This is a genomic window from Acidithiobacillus sp. TH-A117 (genome assembly GCF_057473465.1).
The window spans coordinates 16,758-38,413 of record NZ_JBYCKQ010000037.1; the positions used below are offsets into that span (position 1 = coordinate 16,758).

The 21,656-nt window shown below is 53.6% G+C and carries 16 protein-coding genes and 1 pseudogene; 5 read left to right on the forward strand and 12 right to left on the reverse strand.

The window, feature by feature from the left end:
- The first annotated feature begins 44 nt into the window (after positions 1-44).
- On the forward strand, positions 45-1,106 hold the full coding sequence (locus AC2VLR_RS08915) for a transporter (RefSeq protein WP_486881817.1): 1,062 nt from the start codon (positions 45-47) through the stop codon (positions 1,104-1,106).
- Between the two features lie 9 nt (positions 1,107-1,115).
- Here the strand turns inward: AC2VLR_RS08915 and AC2VLR_RS08920 are convergent, their stop codons facing one another.
- From AC2VLR_RS08920 to AC2VLR_RS08955, 8 genes are all read right to left on the reverse strand, one after another.
- The gene (locus tag AC2VLR_RS08920; RefSeq protein WP_486881818.1) at positions 1,116-1,877 is read right to left on the reverse strand and encodes a hypothetical protein; all 762 of its coding nucleotides are present in this window, start codon (positions 1,875-1,877) and stop codon (positions 1,116-1,118) included.
- A gap of 35 nt (positions 1,878-1,912) precedes the next feature.
- Positions 1,913-2,623 (reverse strand): C39 family peptidase, encoded by a 711-nt coding sequence (locus tag AC2VLR_RS08925; protein WP_486881819.1) that lies wholly within the window; start codon positions 2,621-2,623, stop codon positions 1,913-1,915.
- 55 nt (positions 2,624-2,678) lie between these two features.
- Positions 2,679-4,016 carry an autotransporter outer membrane beta-barrel domain-containing protein gene (locus AC2VLR_RS08930; RefSeq protein ID WP_486881820.1) on the reverse strand — a complete coding sequence of 446 codons (1,338 nt, stop codon included), beginning with the start codon at positions 4,014-4,016 and terminating at the stop codon, positions 2,679-2,681.
- Positions 4,017-4,061: 45 nt separating this feature from the next.
- On the reverse strand, positions 4,062-4,502 hold the full coding sequence (locus AC2VLR_RS08935; protein ID WP_486881821.1) for a hypothetical protein: 441 nt from the start codon (positions 4,500-4,502) through the stop codon (positions 4,062-4,064).
- Positions 4,503-4,531: 29 nt separating this feature from the next.
- Positions 4,532-4,936, reverse strand: coding sequence for a hypothetical protein (locus AC2VLR_RS08940; protein ID WP_486881822.1), 405 nt, complete (start codon positions 4,934-4,936; stop codon positions 4,532-4,534).
- Positions 4,937-5,372: 436 nt separating this feature from the next.
- A complete protein-coding gene (gene groL / locus AC2VLR_RS08945; protein WP_215843837.1) occupies positions 5,373-7,028 on the reverse strand; it encodes a chaperonin GroEL in 1,656 nt (551 codons plus the stop codon).
- A 46-nt stretch (positions 7,029-7,074) separates the two neighbouring features.
- The gene (gene groES / locus AC2VLR_RS08950) at positions 7,075-7,365 is read right to left on the reverse strand and encodes a co-chaperone GroES (protein WP_101538101.1); all 291 of its coding nucleotides are present in this window, start codon (positions 7,363-7,365) and stop codon (positions 7,075-7,077) included.
- A 128-nt stretch (positions 7,366-7,493) separates the two neighbouring features.
- Positions 7,494-8,252, reverse strand: a complete 759-nt coding sequence (locus tag AC2VLR_RS08955) for an alpha/beta fold hydrolase (protein WP_486881823.1) — start codon at positions 8,250-8,252, stop codon at positions 7,494-7,496.
- A 423-nt stretch (positions 8,253-8,675) separates the two neighbouring features.
- Here AC2VLR_RS08955 and dsbD point away from each other — a divergent pair, with 423 nt between their 5' ends.
- Positions 8,676-10,487 (forward strand): protein-disulfide reductase DsbD, encoded by a 1,812-nt coding sequence (gene dsbD / locus AC2VLR_RS08960; RefSeq protein ID WP_486881824.1) that lies wholly within the window; start codon positions 8,676-8,678, stop codon positions 10,485-10,487.
- Between the two features lie 113 nt (positions 10,488-10,600).
- Here the strand turns inward: dsbD and AC2VLR_RS08965 are convergent, their stop codons facing one another.
- The 3 genes from AC2VLR_RS08965 to glnE are packed head-to-tail and all read right to left on the reverse strand — an operon-like array spanning position 10,601 to position 14,614.
- Positions 10,601-10,813, reverse strand: coding sequence for a zinc-finger domain-containing protein (locus tag AC2VLR_RS08965; protein ID WP_215843840.1), 213 nt, complete (start codon positions 10,811-10,813; stop codon positions 10,601-10,603).
- A gap of 3 nt (positions 10,814-10,816) precedes the next feature.
- Positions 10,817-11,740 carry a branched-chain amino acid transaminase gene (locus AC2VLR_RS08970; protein WP_486881825.1) on the reverse strand — a complete coding sequence of 308 codons (924 nt, stop codon included), beginning with the start codon at positions 11,738-11,740 and terminating at the stop codon, positions 10,817-10,819.
- Positions 11,741-11,752: 12 nt separating this feature from the next.
- Entirely contained in the window at positions 11,753-14,614 is a 2,862-nt protein-coding gene (glnE, locus tag AC2VLR_RS08975; RefSeq protein WP_486881826.1) for a bifunctional [glutamate--ammonia ligase]-adenylyl-L-tyrosine phosphorylase/[glutamate--ammonia-ligase] adenylyltransferase, read from the reverse strand.
- A gap of 247 nt (positions 14,615-14,861) precedes the next feature.
- On the opposite strand from glnE, the pseudogene AC2VLR_RS08980 reads away from it, so the two are divergent.
- Together AC2VLR_RS08980 and AC2VLR_RS08985 are read left to right on the forward strand one after the other, a co-directional pair.
- Positions 14,862-18,346 (forward strand): annotated as a pseudogene (locus AC2VLR_RS08980) (YhdP family phospholipid transporter).
- A gap of 4 nt (positions 18,347-18,350) precedes the next feature.
- Positions 18,351-19,154, forward strand: coding sequence for a carbon-nitrogen hydrolase family protein (locus AC2VLR_RS08985; protein WP_486881827.1), 804 nt, complete (start codon positions 18,351-18,353; stop codon positions 19,152-19,154).
- 101 nt (positions 19,155-19,255) lie between these two features.
- Here AC2VLR_RS08985 and AC2VLR_RS08990 read toward each other — a convergent pair whose 3' ends face one another.
- A complete protein-coding gene (locus AC2VLR_RS08990; RefSeq protein WP_486881828.1) occupies positions 19,256-19,738 on the reverse strand; it encodes a DsrE family protein in 483 nt (160 codons plus the stop codon).
- A 122-nt stretch (positions 19,739-19,860) separates the two neighbouring features.
- Between AC2VLR_RS08990 and AC2VLR_RS08995 the strand changes: the two genes are divergently transcribed.
- On the forward strand, positions 19,861-21,627 hold the full coding sequence (locus tag AC2VLR_RS08995; protein ID WP_486881829.1) for an ABC transporter ATP-binding protein/permease: 1,767 nt from the start codon (positions 19,861-19,863) through the stop codon (positions 21,625-21,627).
- Positions 21,628-21,656: the final 29 nt, after the last annotated feature.

Genomic DNA, 21,656 nt, shown 5'->3' on the forward strand with positions numbered 1-21,656 from the left:
AAGCAACTGGGTGTTTTGACCTGTAAAATGGGGGAGTTTTGATTATGCATCGTGGCCGTATGTTCTGTCTTGCTGTTGCTAGTATCCCTATGTTGTTGAATGCTGAAGTTGCATGCGCAGGTTATGCTGTAGTGAAAGCTCCCCCAGAGTCTGCTAGCAAAAAGGCAATTTTGCAACAAAATTCGGATTTTTTCTATCCTCAATTAACCTTGCAGTCCAGTGTGTCATACGCGTATTCAGATCAAAATACGCTCAATCTTAATGGTTTTCTTGCTCTTGGTGCAATCTTCCTGGGAAATATTAGTGTTTCCAAGGTAAAATCAAGCATTTACACGTTCACCGAATCTGCATACTATCCACTTACCAAAAAATTGCAATTAGTCCTGAACGTTCCTCTCATCTATCGACAGACTACCTATCAAATTGGAGGGGAGGGTTATGCCGCCGATACATTGGGGCAGGCTACAGTTACAACTCATGGTCCCCGCCTCGGTGATATCAGTTTTGGTGCTTATTACCAGTTGCTAGCGGAAAGCAAAAACTGGCCGAGTCTTACAGGAAGCTTGTTGATCACTGCTCCTACTGGTATCAATCCCTATGGTATCAAAACCTATCAACCTGACTCTAACAACAGTAATTTGACAGTACCTACAGCTTTGCCTACCGGTAATGGTGTCTGGACTTTAACTCCAGGTCTGTCCTTTGTGGCTACTTCTGATCCGGCGATTTTTTTCGGTAGTGTCAATTATTATTATAATCTAAATAAGAATTTTCCTGATATCAGTACGACTCCGGATGTGATACAGCCTGGTCAGGTGGCTTTAGGAAATGCCTTTCAGTACAACCTCGGCGTTGCTTTTGCACTCAACGATCGTTTGAGTTTGAGCACATCTTTTGCTGATCGCCTTCAGAGCGACACAAAAATTCGCACTCCCGGAGGGAGCTGGACGCCGATCGTCGGGAGCGGAGCCAATGTGGCTGAAGCCAATGTAGGTATGACCTATGCGTTCACACCCAAAACATCCTTGATCATGAACCTCGCTGCTGGAATGACCAGCAGTGCTCCCAGTTTTCAACTTACTGCAACGATCCCCTATAATTTCTGATGTTGCTATTTATTGAATGCCTCGCATTGTGCTGAGAAGAGTCTGCAATTGACCCGTATTCATAGTGTTGGCTTTTGCAGGGTTAATACCTAAGGTTAAGGCCATATGATTTTGAATATTGTTCATATCACTTCCTACCTGGGAAGTCTGGAATACTCCATTTGAACCGATTCCCTGGCGGATACGGGTAGCTCCATTACTGAGCTCCATAGATAATTGACCGGGTAGGACTGTTAGCGTAACTCCATGATCAGTGTGCTGGCCAAGAGAGATTGGTGCGCCAGCGCTACTAGTGATTTTCGGTGTACCGTGGATTACATTTAAAGACATGCCATTACTCACGCTGTTGTCGTTTCCCCCTATTTGGATAGCTTGGGTTACCCCTTTAATATTATTTAGTCCTTCGCCATTTACCATGTTATCTGTTGAGGGCTGTGATTTTGGGAGCATGCCATCCATAGTGAAAGTGATGGTGGGTTTAAATATAGTCCCTTGACTGTTAAGTGCGATATTCATGCTGCTGCGCATGGGCGTTCGGTTAGTGGGTGATGTCCAGTTGGTTTGCATCTCTACACCAAAATAAACAATGGTTCCTCCCAGAACTCCCCGCCCTATTATCTGTGATAAAATTTGATCAGGTACGGGATGAGCAGCGATTGCTATGGGATTCATCGGTGTCTGAGCAAAAGCGACGGGGCTGGCAAAAACCGACGATATGCTTAAACAATAACCTGCTAGTCGTGCAAAGCGATATACATTATATGTTTTCATGGTGAGACCTCTCTCAAGTGTGCAACTGTCTCTTTTTAGAAATAACCTGCTTGGTCAAAACCAAAGTGTGCTGGTATAAGAGCCGGTGCTGGCAAGATGCCATGCAGAAGTTTAAGCGCGCTCGGGGGTTCTGGTGGCGTCAGAAGTACCGAGTGAGGTTCAAAACCTTTACCAAATACAGCAAATACAATTCTGTTCCAGTCTTTTATAAATTTCGTTTTCTTCATAATGCGATTACCCAGAGCCGGATCAGCAAGGTAAACGTTATTCTGCCCGGTTTTTTCTAGAACCACGAAGTGTTTGTAGCCTCCTAGATCCAATAGAACTATGACGGGAATATGAATTTTCTGCAGTTCTACAGGGTTGACAACGTAGCCTTCGCCTTTAAGTCCGATTTTTTCGACGTACCTTTTGAGATCAAGCATGGAGAAGCCAACTTTTTTAACTTCTGTCGGATTGCTCACGGTGAAAAGACCTTTAATGACCTCTTCTTCGTCAACATTTTGATCAAAAGCATATTTGAGGATTGTTGCCAATGATGCTGCACCACAGGAAAAATCAGTGCGCTGCCTTACAACATGAATAAAATGCATTTCAATCATGTTCTTGACTTGCAAGTGGATTATGCCTGCGCCTGGGATTGCATTTCCGAAGGCTGCTGCCTTCACAATGTTACTTTGAGCCATAAAAAAAACCGCAATGAGCATTATGGCGAGAGGCATGAAAGGACGAGTAGCAGAAAACATACCTAACTCTCCAGCAAACGGCCACCCCGAAGGGTGGCGAAATCTTAGACGAAACTTAGCGGTTTACGCTGGCGATGGCCAAGGAGTTTACCTGCTGGTTGTTATTACCGGAGGCAACATTCAGTCCGATGTTTCCAGAAGCGCCCCGCAATGCATTACCATCTACGGTGCTGGTGTAGGTGGAGTTCAGGCTACCACTGGTGTTGAGAAGTGCTACCTGTTCGATGGGGGCATTTGCGGATCCCATGGCCTTCGCTGAAGCGATAGATGCTATGGCCAGACCATTTTGTTGCTGATTCTGGGAGCCAGAAGCCACGTTGATGTTGATGTTGCCACTAGCATTTCGAGCTGCATTTCCACTCAGTCCAGCTCCATCAGTTACTGAGGTATCCTTTGTGGCATTGCCATTTTGCAGCTGGTTGGCACCTGCAGTCGCTTCAGCGTAATCCGTATGATAGACGTTATGACTATCCTTGGTGGCGCTGATGGCGGTGGAGTTGGTTTGCTGGTTACTGTCACCGGACGCAAGATTTACTCCAATGTTTCCAGAAGCTCTTTTCAGGGCATTTTGACCAAGGCCAGTAATATTCCTGGTGCCGATCTGATTCATTGGAAAAGATGTAATACCTTGCTGGGAATTGTTACTGCCCATGGACTGCGTGTTATCGACAGAAGCTTTTGCACCCACTGAGAAATCTTCACTTTTTTTGTTGGTTGTGTAAGCAACGGACAGGTTGTTACTTTGCTGATTGCTGAGGCCCGCAGCCTCATTGACACTGATATTACCCTTAGCTTTGCTGAGAACGTTGCCGTAAAGACCCGTATTGTTGCTGGCATTCTCGGCATAACCGAAATTATTAGCAGTTTTGCTGGTATTTGTTCCAGCAACCTGCGTGGCCGACGTAGTTGCGACAGCGCGGTTCGAGTAGGTGCTGTCAGCAATCGAAAGGTTGTTTTGTTGCTGATTAAAGGTGCCCGAGGCCATATTGACGCCCACATTGCCTGAAGCCCCTACAAGTGCATTGCCAGACAAGCTTACCAGATTGGCGCCATTCATTTCTGAGTAGGCATAATCCAGAAATTCCTGTTGATTGGCGCTAACTTTAGCAACGGTATTGGCAGATGAGGTGATATTGCTGTTCGAGGACAATGACCCAGCATTTCCCTGCTGGTTTTGAGATCCCGTAGCGATGTTGATACCAATATTACCAGAAGAACCTCTAGCAGCATTGCCTCCAAGAATGGAGTCAGTGTTACCATTCATGCCGGAGCCTTGAGAGTTAGTGGTGGTGACCTGTGAATTGTCAACACTGGCTCCAGCAAAAGCCAGAGGGGAAAGACACAATGCCGCTATGGCCAAGGCAATGGGGCTGAATTTACGAGATGTTTTCATGATGATCTCCTTAAGTGGAAAAAACAACAGTGAAATAAACACTGCTTAGTGAAGCACACCTGGGGCTATCCCAAGTGCAAAGCTGTTTGCTGAAGTGTTTCCAGATCCTGAAACCTGATTGATCTGCACAATACCTGCAGCACCCTTAAATGCTGTGGCAGTAATTCCCACAGTATTAAAATCGCTGGATGAATCCGTTGTCGAAGCCTGTTTAGGGAGGGCCGTGACACTTTGTGCCAAAATGCTATTTGGTACTGGCTTTGTGGCTCCTATAACCATGTTAATACTATTGATTTGTGCATTTCCGCTACCAGCAACTTGATTGATAGTAATAACACCCTGGCTGTGAGCAAAAGCGTTATTTCCGATGATGCTGTTAGATTGATTATGAGATGGCTGCTGAGGGGCTGCTGAGGCGGCATCCATGGAAATGCCACTTAGTGACAAAACTAATCCCATAAAAATGCCTGCTGATAATTTTCTCATCCTGTACATCCTTTCCAGCTGATCACAGATCACCGGTTAGCCATCATGCTGATGCTTTGCAAATTGTTTCCACCGCCCAATTCAATAGAGCTTTTACCGCCGCCAGAGCGATTCTGCATTTCATCCCAGAGAACAACGCTATTACTGTTGCGAGTCACAGAGGGTAAATTGACTGGAACACCCTTGCCAGCAATTTCACCAAGCATTTTGTCGGACAGAGAGTTGTCGCGCCCGATGAATGGATCTGACTGGGTGGCTTCTGAAGAAGTTTTACTAAAGTTTTTTTGTTGAATGATTGTGCCCGTTATTTTTAAATGGTCTATTTGCTTCACGGCAGTTCCTGCATGGGCAAAACCTATGCACAGCGTCCCGCACACAAGACCCACCAAAAATGATGAACGTTTATGTATGAACTGATATTTTTTAGCATCCATTTCGTATGCACCAATAAGTAGTGGTTACGGGATACCCAAAGCAGCTATCGTGCCAGCTATTAAAACATATATATATCAATATGTTGTATATTCTTGTGGTTCAGGCCCTCTGATATTTTTTGTAATGCAGGAGTAACACGATCATATGTCCATCTGTGCGATGCTTTTCTGCTCAGAAAAATAAATCATATTTATCAATGTGTTATTATTTATTTTGAGGGTATGTAAAAGGTGTGTTGAAAGTGTAAGTTCTTTAGTACAGCCAATCTGCTTGGACGGTCTGAGGTTGTCTTTCGAGCCTGATCGTCAGTTTCTATAAAAATCTCATCTTGGGAATGCAGATATGGACAGAGTTTTTTTTGTGCCATGACAATAAAAACCGGCCCCCAAAAAGGAGGCCGGTTCTCTGACGGTACCGACGTCTGGATGAAAAGGCTTAGAAGCCGCCCATACCACCCATGCCGCCCATACCACCCATGTCACCGCCCATATCGCCGCCTGCTTTGTCGTCTTTCTTGGGCAGTTCGGTAACCATGGCTTCCGTGGTAATCATCAGGCCGGCAATGCTGGAGGCCTTCTGCAACGCGGTGCGGGTGACCTTGGTCGGGTCAATGACGCCCATTTCGAACATGTCACCATATTCGTCGGTGGCGGCGTTGTATCCATAGCCTGCCTTGCCATCCACTACCTTGTTGAGGATCACGCTGCCTTCGCCACCGGCGTTGGCGACGATCTGCCGCAAGGGCTCTTCAATGGCGCGACGGATGATGGCCACACCCATATCCTGGTCATGGTTGTCGGTCTTGAACTTCTCCAGGGCGTGACGGGCGCGTACCAGAGCCACACCGCCGCCGGGGACGATGCCTTCTTCAACGGCCGCACGGGTAGCGTGCAGAGCGTCTTCAACACGGGCCTTCTTCTCCTTCATTTCCATTTCGGAGCCGGCACCGACCTTGATGACCGCAACGCCACCCGCCAGTTTGGCGACACGTTCCTGGAGTTTTTCACGATCGTAGTCGGAGCTGGCGTCTTCCATCTGACGACGGATCTGCTCGACACGGGCCTTAATTTCGTTCTGCTGGCCGGCACCATCAATAATGGTGGTGTTTTCCTTGTCGATGACGACTTTCTTGGCCTGGCCGAGGTCGGCGAGGGTGGTGCTTTCCAGTTTCATACCGATTTCTTCGGAAACCACGCGGCCGCCGGTGAGGATGGCCATGTCTTCGAGCATCGCTTTGCGACGATCACCAAAGCCCGGGGCCTTGACGGCGGCGACCTTGATGATGCCGCGCATGGTGTTGACCACCAGGGTAGCCAGGGCTTCGCCTTCCACGTCTTCGGCGATGATCAGCAGAGGACGGCTGGACTTGGCCACCTGTTCCAGGACGGGCAGCATGTCACGGATGGAAGAAATCTTCTTGTCGTGGAGAAGAATGTAAGGATTCTCCAGGTCGGCCACCATCTTGTCCTGATTGTTGACGAAGTAGGGGGACAGATAACCGCGATCAAACTGCATACCTTCGACGACATCCAGTTCGTTGTCGAGACCGGAACCTTCTTCCACAGTGATGACGCCTTCGTTGCCGACCTTTTCCATGGCTTCGGCAATGATCTTGCCGATGGAGTCATCGGAGTTGGCGGAAATGGTGCCGACCTGGGCGACTTCTTTCTGGGTCTTACAGGGCTTGGACTGTTTTTTCAGTTCTTCGACGATGACCGTGACGGACTTGTCGATACCGCGCTTGAGGTCCATGGGGTTCATGCCGGCGATGACGGCCTTGAGGCCTTCGCGGATGATGGCCTGGGCCAGAACCGTGGCGGTGGTGGTGCCGTCACCGGCTTCGTCTGAAGCCTGGGAGGCCACTTCCTTCACCATCTGGGCGCCCATGTTTTCAAACTTGTCGGCCAGTTCGATTTCCTTGGCGACAGAAACACCGTCTTTGGTGATGGTGGGGGCACCGAATGACTTGTCGAGGACCACGTTACGGCCTTTGGGGCCCAGGGTAACCTTGACGGCATCGGCAAGTACGTTGACGCCGCGCAGCATTTTTTCGCGGGCGTGTTCAGCAAAGGCAACTTGTTTGGCTGGCATAAATACTCCTCAAAATAGATGAATGTGGGTGACTATTCAGCAATGATTACTTTTCGATAACCGCCATGATGTCGTCTTCACGCATCACCAGCAGTTCTTCACCTTCCACCTTGATTTCGGTGCCGGCATATTTGGCAAACAGTACCTGGTCGCCTTTTTTCACATCCAGGGCGCGGACTTTGCCATCTTCCAGAATCTTGCCGTGACCGGCAGCGACGATTTCGCCACGGACCGGCTTTTCCTTGGCGGTGTCGGGGATGATGATCCCGCCAGCCGTTTTCTGCTCTTCTTCCAGACGACGAATTACGACGCGATCATGTAAAGGACGCAGTTTCATTGATCATTTCCTCGTGTTTACCAGTGAATGGATGACTTCATCCTGGGTGTTGTTAGCAGTCACACCCATCGAGTGCTAATCATAGGCGCTGAGATTTCGATGTCAAGGGGGCGTGGTGTTGGCTGGCCTTATTCCGCTGGCCAGAGGCGCTGCAGGCTATGGAGCAAGACCTGGTCGGCACCCTGCAGACGATGATGGATGCCGGGCAAAGGGCGCAAGGCTAGTTGCTCACAATGGGTGCAAGCCGCGAACTGATAGCTGAGCGACAATGGTACCGCTTCGTCCTCGGTACCATGGAGGATTTCAGCGGGGCAGTGCAGGTACGCCGGAAAGCGCAACAGATCATATTGCCAACTGTCAGCCACCAGATCGAAACGCATGCGTAATTCTCCGAGCCCGTAATGATCCTGCCAGCAGCGGAGATTGTTATCCTGCCAGTGCTGCTGATCTTCCGGAGAAAGGGTCTGAAACAGGGTTTGAATGAAGTTGAAGGCGGGTGCGATGAGGAGGAGGGCGCGCACCCGTTCGGGCCAGCGTGTGGCAGCAATGGTGGCCAGCCATCCGCCCATGCTGGAACCGACCAGAATGACGGGCCGGTTTTCCAGCATCTGCAAAACCAGGTGAAGATCTTCCAGGTAGCGACTCAGGGTCAGTTTCTCAAAAACGCCGTCAGAACGACCAACCCCACGTGGATCAAAGCGTACCCAGGACCAGTCTTGCTGCCGGGCATAGGCCGCGAGCAACCGGGATTTGGAACCCTGCATGTTGGAGGCAAAGCCGGGCAGAAAAATACCCACCGGATCCTGGTGGTTTTCATGGATCAGGCCGGAGAGCCGCTCACCGCTGGCATGTACGAGGGTAAAGGGGCGTTCGGCAGAAGTGGTCATGGCTGTGTCTCCATGTAAAAAAGGGCGACCCTATAGTCGCCCTAAAACCACAAAGGAGGAAAGAAACATGCGCTCGCAATCCAAAACTACGGAAGCAGATTGCCAGATTATATTAGCAAATGCTGTGGCTTTGTGCAAATAACATCCCGACCGGTCGGAAAAAAGAAGGGCGAAATCCGAAGATTCGCCCTAAAACCACCAAAGGAGGAAGAAACATGCGCTCGCAACCTATCACAGCCGCTTGCAAAAGATTGGAACATGGGTATTCCAAAAAGTTCCTGAGCCCTGCTCAATCGGTCCAAAAACTTTAGTACGGCCCGTCTGATATTGAGATGGCCTGCTTGTTGCTACTTTCAGAGACGAGTAGGCTGCCATAATTTCCCCTCCGGGGGCGAATCTACAAACTGCGGGGATAAAATCAACATGGTTGTTCGGCAAAAACATAGGACCCTTTGGGCCAGAATCATGGTTTTCTGTAGTGCCCTTCTGTTATGGGGCTTGATGAGTCCCCTGGCATCTGCCGAACATTTTCTCAGTCCGGATCAGGCATTTCATTTTTCCGCAACGCTGGTCAGCCCCAATCACCTGCAGTTGCGTTGGGATGTCGCCCCCGGATATCACCTTTACCGGGATCGCATTAAAATCGCCTTGCTTCCTGACAACATCGTGCCGGGAAAATATACGCTTCCTCGTGGCGTGATGCTCAATGACCCCGCATTCGGCAAAATGCGGGTGCTGGAAGGCGAAAATACGGTGACGGTGCCTTTTGCGGTGAAAGGCACCGAACCTCATTCGCTGGTAGTCAAGGCGACTTATCAGGGCTGTGCCAATGCCGGAGTCTGTTATCCCGAACAGAGCAAGACGGTGCAGGTACCTCTGCAGTCAGCCTCTTCTTCTGCGCCGCCTGCAACACCCACTCCGCAGCCCCATCCTGGGGAATTGCATCCTTCCAGTAATGCCGGAGCCTTGGCGGGCGCCCTGCAGGACAGTTTCTGGCTGACCCTGGGGCTGTTTTTCCTTTCCGGTCTGGGCTTGGCCTTTACGCCCTGCATTTTTCCGATGATTCCCATTTTATCCGCGCTGATTGTCGGCCAGGAGGCAAAACGCGGAGGACAAAAATCCCGGGCTTTTGCCCTGTCTTTAGCTTATGTGCTGGGCATGGCCTTGACTTATACCAGCGCTGGCGTGTTGGCCGCGATCACCGGCGCCTACCTGCAGGCGGCTTTCCAGAACCCCTGGGTGCTGGGGGCTTTTGCCCTGATTTTTGTGTTGTTATCCCTGTCCATGTTTGGATTTTATGAGTTGCAAATGCCGAGCAGTCTGCAAACCCGTCTTTCCCGGATGGGGAGGGGGGGGCATCTGTTCAGCAGCTTTATCATGGGGGCCTTGTCGGCATTGATTGTGGGGCCTTGTGTGGCGGCCCCCCTGGCCGGGGCTTTATTGTTCATTTCCCAGACGGGTAATGTGTTTCTAGGGGGGCTGTCTCTGTTCGTTCTGAGTCTGGGGATGGGGGTACCCCTGCTGATTATCGGTACCTCGGCGGGGCGGCTGCTGCCCCGGGCTGGAGCCTGGATGGATGCGGTCAAGGCCATTTTTGGCGTACTGATGCTGGGAGTCGCCATCTGGCTGCTGGCCCGGGTGCTGCCGGGAGCGGTCAGTCTCGCGCTCTGGGCTGCTTTGGCCATTATTTCTTCCATATATCTGGGGGCACTGGATTCCTTGACGGCAGAAGTTGCAGGGTGGCGGCGCTTCTGGAAAGGGATCGGCATTGTTCTGCTGGCTTATGGTCTGGTCATGGGGGTGGGTGCACTGAGTGGCGCCAGTGATCCGCTGCAGCCTCTGGCGCGTTTCCTGCAGGTTACCAAGGGTACGCAAGCACAGTCGTCGGCGGCGCTGCATTTTACGGTGGTCAAAAGTCCGGCAGCTCTGGATGCTGCCTTGCAGCAGGCCAAGGGTAAGCCGGTGCTGATAGATTACTGGGCCAGTTGGTGTGTGGAGTGTGCGCGGATGGACCGGGTCACCTTTGCGACACCAGCAGTGGAAAAAGCCCTGGGAAACCGGGTGCTGATCCGCGTCGATGTCACTCAGGATGATGCCAGTAGTCGGGCATTATTGAAACGCTATAACTTGGTGGGTCCACCGGCCTTTATGGCCATAGGTAGCAACGGGCAGGTACAGGCACAGCAGGAGGGCTATCTAGGCCCCCAGGCATTTCTGCACTGGTTGCCTCATTAGCCCCCTGCCAAGGGCCTTCTGGACGCTGTGGCAGTGCGCAGGTGCGCCGCCCAAGTGGTCTAATTCTGCAATCTGCATCCGTGCTGTCTGCAAATGCCTGCCGTGACTCAGGCTTAGTGCCCCGCCGCTTTTTTCAAAGGTCCACCCTTCAGTACATAAAGGGTGCCACAATAGGGGCAGCGGGCCTCGCCGCTTTCCTCAATTTTGAGAAACACCCGGGGGTGACCATTCCAGCGGCTCATCCCCGGTTGTGGACAGTATAGAGGCAACTGCCGGGGTTCCACCTCCGTAAAACCCCGGTTGCAACAGTGAACAGTCTCTTTCATGGTTCAGCCTGCCAGATGCAGCCATTCCGGATGATCATCCCGACGCCCGGCCACCGTATCAAAATAACGGCTTTGTAGTTGCGTGGTGATGGGTCCCCGGCTGCCGCTGCCGATGATTCTGCCATCGATTTCGCGAATGGGCGTCACTTCTGCGGCGGTTCCGGTAAAGAAGGCTTCGTCGGCAATGTAAAACTCGTCACGGGTAAGTTGCTTTTCGACAATGGGAATGCCGGCATCCCGGGCAAAGCGGATAATGGTGTCGCGGGTAATGCCTTCCAGGGCGCTGGTCAGGGTGGGGGTATATAAAATGCCGTCCCGCACCATGAACACATTTTCACCGGAACCTTCAGCCACATAACCCTCACGGTCCAGCAACAGGGCTTCATCATATCCGCAGGACGAGGCCTCGCGCTGGGCCAGCATGGAATTCATGTAGTTGCCGGTCGCCTTGGCTTTGCACAGGTGAATATTTACCTGATGACGATTGAAAGAGCTGACCTTGACGCGAATACCCTTTTCCAGAGCCTCCTGTCCCAGATAGCTGCCCCAACTCCAGGCTGCAATCAGGACATGCACTTTCAGCCCCTTGGCAGACAGTCCCATGCCTTCAGCACCATAAAAAAGCAGTGGGCGGATATAGGCGGATTCCAGTTGGTTGACGCGAATGACTTCTTTGGTGGCGGCGTTGATTTCCGCTTCGCTGAAGGGGACTTCCATCTGCAGGATTTTGGCGCTGTTGAAAAGCCGTTTGGTGTGTTCCGGCAAGCGGAAAATGGCCGCACCCTGGGGGGTGGCATAAGCCCGTTCACCTTCGAAGCAGCCCATGCCATAGTGGAGGCTGTGGGTCAGTCCATGGACTGTAGCTTCTCTCCAGGGCACCATTTTGCCATCAAACCAGATAAAACCGTCGCGATCTTCCATGGACATCCTGACTTCTCCTTAATCCGTATAACTGCCAATCCATTCCTGCCAGATGTGTCGCACTTGGTGAGAGGCCTCCTGCAAAGCGTCCCAATGCGCGCTGTCATCGGCATGTACGTTATTTTCCTGCAAATTCAGCCAGCGTTCATTTTCTACTTGCCGGTAGAGCTGCCAGGCATGAAGCAATGCTGCGCCTCGCTGCAGATCCCATAAACCGGATTTCATCAAGGCACGGATGGCTGCAGCGGTGCCGGTATTCTGACACAATTCAGGCTGCTGCGGGCAAGCACTTAGCATAGCAAATTGTACCAGAAACTCGATATCTGTCAGTGCGCCCGGACTGAGCTTCAGATGAAATGCCCCCGACGCTATGTTTTTGTTGTCAAAAATGCGCTTGCGCATGTCCCGCACGGCGCTTTGCAAGGTAGTGGAGTCACGGGGATTGCACAGGATTTCCCGGCGGAGTGCCTCAAAATGGACTCCCAGTTGTCGATCTCCGGCGACCCAGCGGGCCCGGGTCAGGGCTTGATGCTCCCAGATCCAGGCCGATTGCTGCTGATAATGGCGGAAGGCTTCCAGACTGCTGACCAAAGGCCCTGACTGACCGCTGGGGCGCAGGCGCATGTCAATCTCATAGAGCACGCCCGCGCGGGTCAAGGTGCTGAGGAGGTGGATGAGCCGTTGCCCGAGGCGGGCAAACCAGGTGGACGCGAGGAGAGGGGCCGGTCCGTCGCTTTCGGCATCGGGTGGGGCGTCATAGATATAAATCAGATCGAGGTCCGAGGCGAAGCCCATCTCCTGCCCTCCCAACTTGCCCATGGCGATGACCGCGAAAGCCGCTGGCTGACCATCACCGGCGCAGATGCGACCATGGCGCCGCTCCATCTCTTCCTGAGCCCAGGCCAATGCCGTCTGCAGGGATAATTGCGCCAGGGTACTGAGTTGACCCAGCAGATCTTCCACGGGTAATTGCCGGGTCCAGAAGCTGGCGGCAAGGCGCACCTGTTCACCATTTTTGAAGCGTCGCAGGGTATCCATGCGTTCTTCCTGGTCTTCCGCATAGGCTAACTGGGCCTGGAGAATGCCTGACCATTCTCCGGAAGGATGCTGCTGACTGAGCACGTCATCCAGCAGCAGAGGAAAACGCGCCAGTTGTTGGGCCAGCCAGGGACTATGCAGCAAGGCACTGCAGTGCGCAAGATAAGGGGGATTTTCGGCCAGGAGCGCGAGGTAATTGGCTTTACTGAGGATGGCTTCGAGCAGGTTCAGAAAATGCTGTAGGAGGTCGTCAGCGTTTTCTTCCTGACCACATATTTCCAGAATCTGTGGCAACAGTTGATCCAGGCGCTGACGTCCCAGCGTGGAAAGACGCAGCGAAACATCCCGGCTATGGGCAAAGCGCCAGAGCCGCGCCCAGCTTGCGGAGGGGCTGGAAAAATGCAGGCTCTGCAGGAGTTCCTCAGGAAGCAGGTCCAGCGCATGATTCTGGGCGTAATGCCAGAGTTGCTGCCCTTGTTCGACGGCGTTACTGGAGAGCCCATCTTGCGGAGCCAGGGTCTGCACAAAAATCTGATGGACCTGCTGACGCAACTGGTCCAGGTCGGCACGAAAGCTGTTCACCTCCGGGTAGTGCATGGCGCAAGCCAGACGCTGCCATTCGCATTCGCTGCGCGGCAGTTGCTGGGTTTGCTGATCCTGCACCATTTGCAGGCAGTGTTCGGTATTGCGTAAAAAAGCGTAGGCCTTACCCAGTAAATGAAAATCCGCTGCGGGTAGCAGCCCCATTTCATACAGGGTATTCAGGGTGCTGAGGGTGTTGCTGTCGCGTAATTGCGGGTGACGGCCACCGTGAATAATCTGCAGGGACTGGCAGGTGAACTCGATTTCGCGGATGCCACCCTGACCTTTTTTGATGTCCTGACGGCTTTCGCCCTGCTCCGCATCCATCAACGCCTTGACCTCACGCAGCCCCTGCAGGGCGGTAAAGTCCAGGTAGCGGCGATATACAAAAGGGCGGAGCATGTCCAGGAGCCGCTTTCCGAAGGACAAGTCTCCGGCTACGGGGCGGGCCTTGATGAAGGCGTAACGTTCCCAGCCCCGACCATGCACCTGATAGTAATGCTCCATGGCCGCCGCACTGATGCACAGGGGGCCGGCCTCGCCGAAAGGGCGCAGACGCATGTCCACGCGAAAGCAGAAACCCTCAGCCAGCTGTTGATCCAGGGTCTGGATCAACCAACGTCCCAGGCGGCTGAAATATTCGCTGTTTTCCAGCGGGCGTGGGCCATCACTGCAGCCATTTTCGCTGAAGCAGAAAATGAGATCGATATCGGAGGACACATTCAGCTCTTTCCCGCCCAGTTTTCCCATGGCGATGACACTGAAATAGACGGGTTCTCCCGCAGCATTCAAGGGCCGCCCATGTTTGTTTTCCAGCAATTTCAGGCCATATTCACAGGCTTGCTGCAGACAGGTTTCGGCGAGGCTACTCAAAGCCGCAACGGTGTCTGAGAGCTGCTCACCGGCCATGCGGTCCTGCCAGAGAATTTCGATCATCCGCGCATTGCGGTAGCGTCGCAGGGCACTACTAAAGGTTTCTGCATCAGCATTTTCGACGTCAGGAAAGGGGGTGATATGGCCTTCGGCCAGTTCCAGAAGCCGCACCGGATAGCGCTGCAGATATTGGCGCAGAAAGGGGCTGGCGCAGGCCACTTGCAGCCAGTTGCGGAAAAAATCTGCGGGGCCATTCAATAAAACCTGGCGTTGTGAGGAGGATAAGGTTTTCCAGACCGTGTTCGCCATCTCACTAATGATGTCCTGATCTACAGGGATCGATGACAGACCTTGGGTAAGCAGGGCGGGTAAAGTGCTTTCGGTCATCGGGCTTTCCTCGGCAGTGGAAATGACAGTGGAGATGTTCACAGTGTACCTGAAGATGGTTATGATATGACTCTGAATATGCCGTACATCTTCTCGTCTTGTTCAGGAATCTCAAGCATTTTTTCCGCTATTTTCTCGCCAGGAAGTAAATTCCGTGGCTGATGCTCCGTCCTCCTCAGGACCGCGACAAATCCTGGGTCGGGCGCCTTTCCTCCTGGTCCGGATTGCAGCGGCGTTTTTAGCGCTGGTGTTGCTGTTGATCTCTGCGACATGCCTGCTCTTTACCTTCAGGCCGGAGCTGCTCCAGGTCTGGTTGCAGTCTACCCTGGCCGAGCAGTTTTCCGGACCCGTGTACCTGAGCGCCATCCGCACAGGATGGAATAATGGGCCAACCATGCGCTTTCAGCAGCTGCGGGCAGGGCCTCCAGCGCACCCGGATATGTCCCTCAAGCAGGTGGATGTGCAGCTTTACCCCCTGCCGCTGTTGTGGGGAAGTCTGGTAGTCAGGCAGTTGACGGTGGCTAGTGCTTCGCTACAAGCCTGCAAAAATCCTCAAGGACACTGGCAGCTGAAAGGGCTGCGCCACCGCCAGGCCAGCAGCCCCTGGCTGCCCGATCTGGATCCGGCACGTCTGGACATTCGCCATGCGACCATTTCTCTGGAGGATGCGAGAAGGACGACGCAGCTACGGCTGCAATGGCACAGTACCGGCGGGTTGCGCCCGGAAATGCAGGTGCATCTGGACTGGGCGAAGGGCGGATATCTGGATTATTCCGGGGCGGTGCAGGGGGTTTTTACCCATCCTTCCCGTTCGGCTGGCCATGGGCAATGGTCGTTGCATGCGCTGCCCTTGGTCTGGCTGCATAGCTTTGATCCGCGTTTTCCAGTGTTGCACGGTCAGCTCAATGCCCGGGGCCATCTACTCTGGCAGGACGGCTTGCCCAAAATGCTGCACGGCCGTTTCCAATGGCAACATCCAGGGCCGGGTCCGGATGCTGCGGGGCAGTTACAGTGGCACGGAGCTGCCCGCTCCGGGGTGTTGCAGCTGGTCGTGCTCAGAGGACTGGGCACCAGGCCGCTCTCCGCCCGGCTGCAACTCGACTGGCAGCGGCAATGGCAGGGCAACTTGCATATTCAGCAAATCCCTGCAGCGGTTTTAATGCGCATCGCTGGTCCCTTCTTGCCGCAGGCGTGGCGGCAGGTATCCCGGCAAGTCTGGCAGGGAAATTTGCGGAATTTTCAGGTGCATTTCCTGAAATCAACACATTCCCGGAAGGTCCAGTGGCAATTAAAAACCCGGCTGGACGATCTGGGTATTCCGGCCCTGGGCAATACTCCCCATCTACAAGGGCTGACGGGAGATCTGACGGCGCAAGCCCAGCATTTCTTCTGCACCTGCAGAGTCCGCAACTGGAACTGCTCTGGCCCCAATACTTTACCCATCCCTGGGTTTTGCAAGGCGTGTCTGGCCACATATCCGGTCGATGGCAGGGGCAACAGTGGTCCCTGCAAGCATCGCCACTGCGTATCCAGGGACCGGGTCAGTGGCAACTTCAGGGTCACTTGACGCCACGTTATCTGCGGCTGCAAGCCGAGCTCCAGCAGCTTCCGGTGCGCGATATACCCACTTTTGTGCCTCACAAAGGAATTTCACCGGCCCTCCAGCACTGGTTTTCCAGGGCTTTTCAGAGCGGGACGCTAAAGCAGGCGGAGTTGCGCTGGCAAGGTCCCTGGCAGCGGCTTCCTGAAAACCGTCATGGGCAACAACTGAATTTGCAGGCCGATTTCGAGAATGTACATCTGCATTTTGCCCCCCACTGGCCAGCACTGCAGCATCTGGATGCACGCCTACAGTGGACGGGAAACAATTTGGCGATCAGTAGCCAGCATGGCGACATGGCCGGCGTGCCGCTGCACGAGGTCCGGGTGACCATGAGTGCTTTACGCAGCAGGCGTTCTTCCCCTTTGGAGGGCACAGTGAATACCACCCTGCCATTGGCGAAACTTTTGCCCTTTTTGCGTCAGACGCCCATTTTAGGACATGCACATGCTTTACCTTTGCAGCTTTCCGGTGCCGCACAATTGCACTTGGCCCTGCAAGTGCCATTTCATCATGAAAAAACCCGGGTACAAGGGACCCTGAAGCTGCAGGATGCAGGCATGCAGCTGGGGGGATGGCAGGCCCGGGCTGTTTCTGGAAGGGTGAATTTTCAGCGGCATCGACTGGATGCCCGCGATTTGCAGGGCCAGTTTATGGGCGGTCCTGCCCAATTAGATATCCAGGGGGATGATCGCCAGCAGCAAGTGAATCTGCAATGGCATCTCCATGGAGACATGCAAGCCGGTAAATTACCGCTGCCGGCACGGTGGCAATCCCGGCTGCAGGGCATCATTCCTTACCAGCTGTCTGGAAGTTTGCGGCAGGACAGTATGTATTTGTCTGGAGAAGCCGGATTGCAACGCAGCCGGAGCACCCTCCCGGCGCCATTGGCCTGGAATTATGGACGTGAAGCCCCGGTCAGATTACTGGGACAGGGGCTTTGGAATCAGGCTTTTATCCTGACCATACAAGCCCCGCAGGGCCATGCTCAACTCTCATGGCAACACAGGACGACCCATTGGCAGTGGCGAGGCGCAGCCGTGCATCTGGGGGCGGGACCACTCCCCAGGCTCCCGGATAAAGGCGTGATCGTCACTGGACAGGGCGCGGACTTGCCAGTGGATGCCTGGTTATCCCTGCTTCAGGAGGATAGTTCTGGGGGCGACTGGCCCCCAACCCGTTTTGATCTGCATTGGCAGACCATACATTGGCTGGGCCAGGTTATGCAGCACGCTCATCTGCAGGGTGGATTGGATGGCAGGAATAGTTACCTGCACTGGCAAAGTCCCCAGTCTATCGGCAGATTGGTCTATCAGGGCGCAAAGGGGCCAGTGGCGAGGGCAGCGGATAAGCCCTCGAATTTGTTTGCCCACCTGGACTATCTGGATTGGCATGGACATCCACTGCAGAATGTCAGCCTGGAAGCCGAACGATCCGATCAGGGCTGGCACATTTCTACCTTGCGCGGGAACTGGGCGGGAAGTCAGTGGAATCTCAGCGGCGCCTGGCAATCCCGCCCTCGCGCCATGACCACGCTGCAGGGAACGGTTAAAAGCCCGAATATTGCTCCCGCTCTGGAAGCGCTGGGTATGCATAGTCTGGATTACGGTCATGCCCTTTATACCGGGAAAATTTCCTGGCCGGGAGCGCCCTGGGATTGTCATGTGCAGCAATTGCAGGGGAATATCCGCTCCACCATCAAAAATGGGCGACTCCAAAAAATCGGTACGGAGCTATCCTGGCTGGTTTACGTGAATCCCACGACCTTGCTGAAAGATCTGCTCACCTTTGACTATCGTCCACTATTCGGAGAAGGACTGTTTTTTCATGAACTTTCGGCAGATTTCACGCTGGCTCATGGTGTCGCCCGCAGCAAAAATATTCGCTTGCATTCCAGTGCCCTGGCCATGCACGGGGCGGGCGCTCTGGACATGGTCCATAAGGAAATGAATCTGCATCTGCGGGTGTATCCCTTGCAGAGTTTTGACTGGCTGCTGGGTCACTTGCCGCTTTTGGGGCCGGCAATGTTTGGACATTCGGGGAAGGTGCTAGAATTAAATTACCGTGCGGAAGGCTCATGGGCCCATCCGCTGGTCACCCGCATTTCATCTTCATTCCAAAAGGATCAATAAGCCTATGGACGCCCAGCTTGCCGTCATTCAGATGGTTTCTACAGATAGCCTTCCGGAAAATCTGGAACAGGCCGCCAGACTGATCCACGAGGCTGCCGGTGAGGGGGCTAATCTGGTCCTGCTCCCCGAAAATTTTGCTTTCATGGGCCGCCATGAAACAGATAAGCTGGCCCTCATGGAAGCCGATGGAGAAGGGATTATTCAGTCCTGGCTGGCAGCCCAGGCCCGTCAGCATGGCTGCTGGCTGGTAGGGGGCAGCATCCCGCTGGCAGCACCCGATGGGCGCTGTTTCGCTGCCTGTCTGGTTTACGATGAACAAGGCCTGCGCCGGGCGCGCTATGACAAGATCCACCTTTTTGATGTGGATCTTGCCGATGGAGAAATGTACCGGGAGTCTCGCAGTATTGCTCCCGGAAAAGCGCCGGTGCAGGTGGAAACCCCCTGGGGTGAGATGGGTTTGTCGATTTGTTATGATTTACGCTTTCCCGAATTGTATCGGCGTTATGCCGGCGCGGAAATCCTGGTCGTGCCGAGCGCCTTTACCCGTCAGACCGGCAGCGCCCATTGGGAGAGTCTGCTGCGCGCCCGGGCCATCGAAAACCAGGCGTATGTGCTGGCCGCCGATCAGGGCGGCCTTCACCGGAACGGTCGCCAGACCTTTGGTGGCAGCATGATCATTGATCCCTGGGGGCAGGTCCTGGCCCGCATGGAACAGGGGCCGGGTTGGGTGATGGCTGGAATGGACAGGGAGTTCCTGCAGCGCTGCCGTAAGCAGCTACCGGTTTTGCAGCATCGGCAACTGGATTAACAGATAAACGGCGGGATTTCACCAAGAACTAAAGACGGCGCAGGCCAAAGTCGCAAGAAAAACCTCCCCTCACCGCCGTTTCACATGGATTCTTGGCCAGCTTACCAGGCGATATAGGCATAACCCTTCTGCTGCAGGGTGATGAGATCCACAGCGCCACTGAATACCGGAACCGCCTGGGGGATGAGATCTGCCTTGTCAATGTGAATGGTTTTCATGGTCTGCTCGCAGGCGTTGAAAACTACTCCATACATATGCAGGCTTTCAACCTGTTCCATAATGAATTTTTCATAATGCTGATGGTTTTTCGGGGCCTTGACCAACAACCAGAGGCCCGGTCCAAAGCAGTCGATGACAATGTCGGCATCGCTGTTGAAGTGCCCGAGGACGACCGCAGCACTATGCAGAATATCCAGTACATAAGCCGGATCTGATTTGTTGAGCTGAAAAACCACCTTGTTTTTGGTGGGTCCCATCAAGCCTTCAGCATTGCTCTGGGCACTGATGGCCAGGGCTCCCGCTCCGGCAACAGCGGCCATACCTCCGATAAACTGACGACGGGAATGGTTTTTGGATTGGGTCATGTTATTCTCCTGGATTTTACGGATAAGATATCCCCTGAAGCATAGCAAGAATTGCGCCGGGGGAAGCGCAGAAATCGGAGGGGCGTTGGGATGAGCCAGATGTTAGCGGCTGGAGAGAATGTATGAAGCAGTTTAACGGAGCCTTTTTTCGCGACTTGTGGCGGATCAGCAAACCCTACTGGTGGCATTCAGAAGAGCGCTGGAGTGCCCGGGGTGTTTTTGCGCTGATCATTCTTCTCAATTTGTTCATGGTGTTCATTTCCTACCAGATGACCCAGTGGTATGCAGTTTTCTGGAACGCCTTGCAGCATTTTGCCGTTGATGCAGCCTGGTACCAGATGCTGATTTTTCTGCTGTTGGCGGCTGCTTATGTTGCGGCTGGTGTGTCTCAGGTTTTCTTTACCCAGATGCTGGAAATTCGTTGGCGACGGTGGCTGACTCGACATTATCTCGATAACTGGCTGTCCAAAAGTACTTTTTACCACATGCAGGTACTCGGTGACGGAACGGATAACCCCGATCAGCGTATCAGCGAAGACCTGGCCAGTTTTACCAACCAGACCCTGAACATCATCATCGGCATGCTGAGCTCCATCACCACGCTGGCAGCCTTTGTCTTCATGCTCTGGGAATTGTCGGCCATGATTACCATTCCCTGGAATGGAGCTTTATATACCATTCCCGGTTATCTGGTTTGGGCGGCTCTGATCTATGCCGTGTTTGGCACGATTCTGACGGCCCTGATCGGCCGCCCGCTGATCAAACTCAATTTCAACCAGGAACGCTATCAGGCCGATTTTCGTTTCAGCATGATGCGCCTGCGCGAAAACAGCGAGAGCGTGGCTTTATACGGCGGTGAGAGTGAAGAACGCCATCATTTTCTCCAGCGTTTCGCCAATGTGTATGCCAATTACTGGCGGATTATCTGGCGATCCATGCGCCTCAACTGGTGGGTGACGGGTTATGGCCAGGCTGCTCTCATTTTTCCACTCATCGTCAGTTTGCCCGCTTATTTTGTGAACAAAGCCATTGGTATTGGCGGGCTACAACAAATTGGCGCCGCCTTTGCCCAGGTGCAGGGTGCTCTGTCCTTTATTGTCAGCAGTTACAGCAGTCTCGCCAACTGGCATGCGGTGGTCGATCGTCTGCGCTATTTTGAACAATCCATGGAAGAAGTGCGGGTCATTCGCGAAACCCACTATCAGATTGAATGTCGTGATGCCCCCTGTTTGCAGGTCAGGCATCTCAATATGCGTTTACCCGACGGTCGGGAGCTGGTGCATGACCTGAATCTCGACGTGCAAGGTGGAGAAAGGCTTTTGATCATGGGGCCTTCCGGGGGTGGTAAAAGTACCCTGATCCGGGGGCTGGCAGGTATCTGGCCATTTGGTGACGGAGAAATCGGACTACCCAAGGCCGAACGTCCCTTGTTTCTTCCCCAGAAGCCCTATCTCCCCCTCGGCACCCTGCGGGAAGTGCTGGTGTATCCTTTTGGCGTGACGGACATGGATGACCGGCGCCTGCAGCAGATTCTCGGTCTGGTGGGGATGTCCGGGCTGCAGGATAAGCTGGAGGACTCCCGGCTCTGGTCCCATGTGTTATCCTTGGGGGAACAACAGCGGCTGGCCTTTGCGCGGGTGCTGGTGCAAAAACCCCGGTGGCTGTTTCTGGATGAGGCCAGTTCGGCCCTGGATGAGCCCGCTGAGTGTCAATTGTACCAGTTACTCATAGAGGCTCTGCCGGAAACGGCCATGATCAGTGTGGGGCATCGCTCCAGTTTGTTGCGCTTTCATCAGCGTTGTCTGCGTCTGCAGGGAAACGGTACCTGGGTACTGGAATCTTTGCCGGAGCAGGGTTTGTCTGGAGGGCTGCAACCAGCGCCCGCATGAAAATCTATGTGTAACCGGGTATCCAGTGA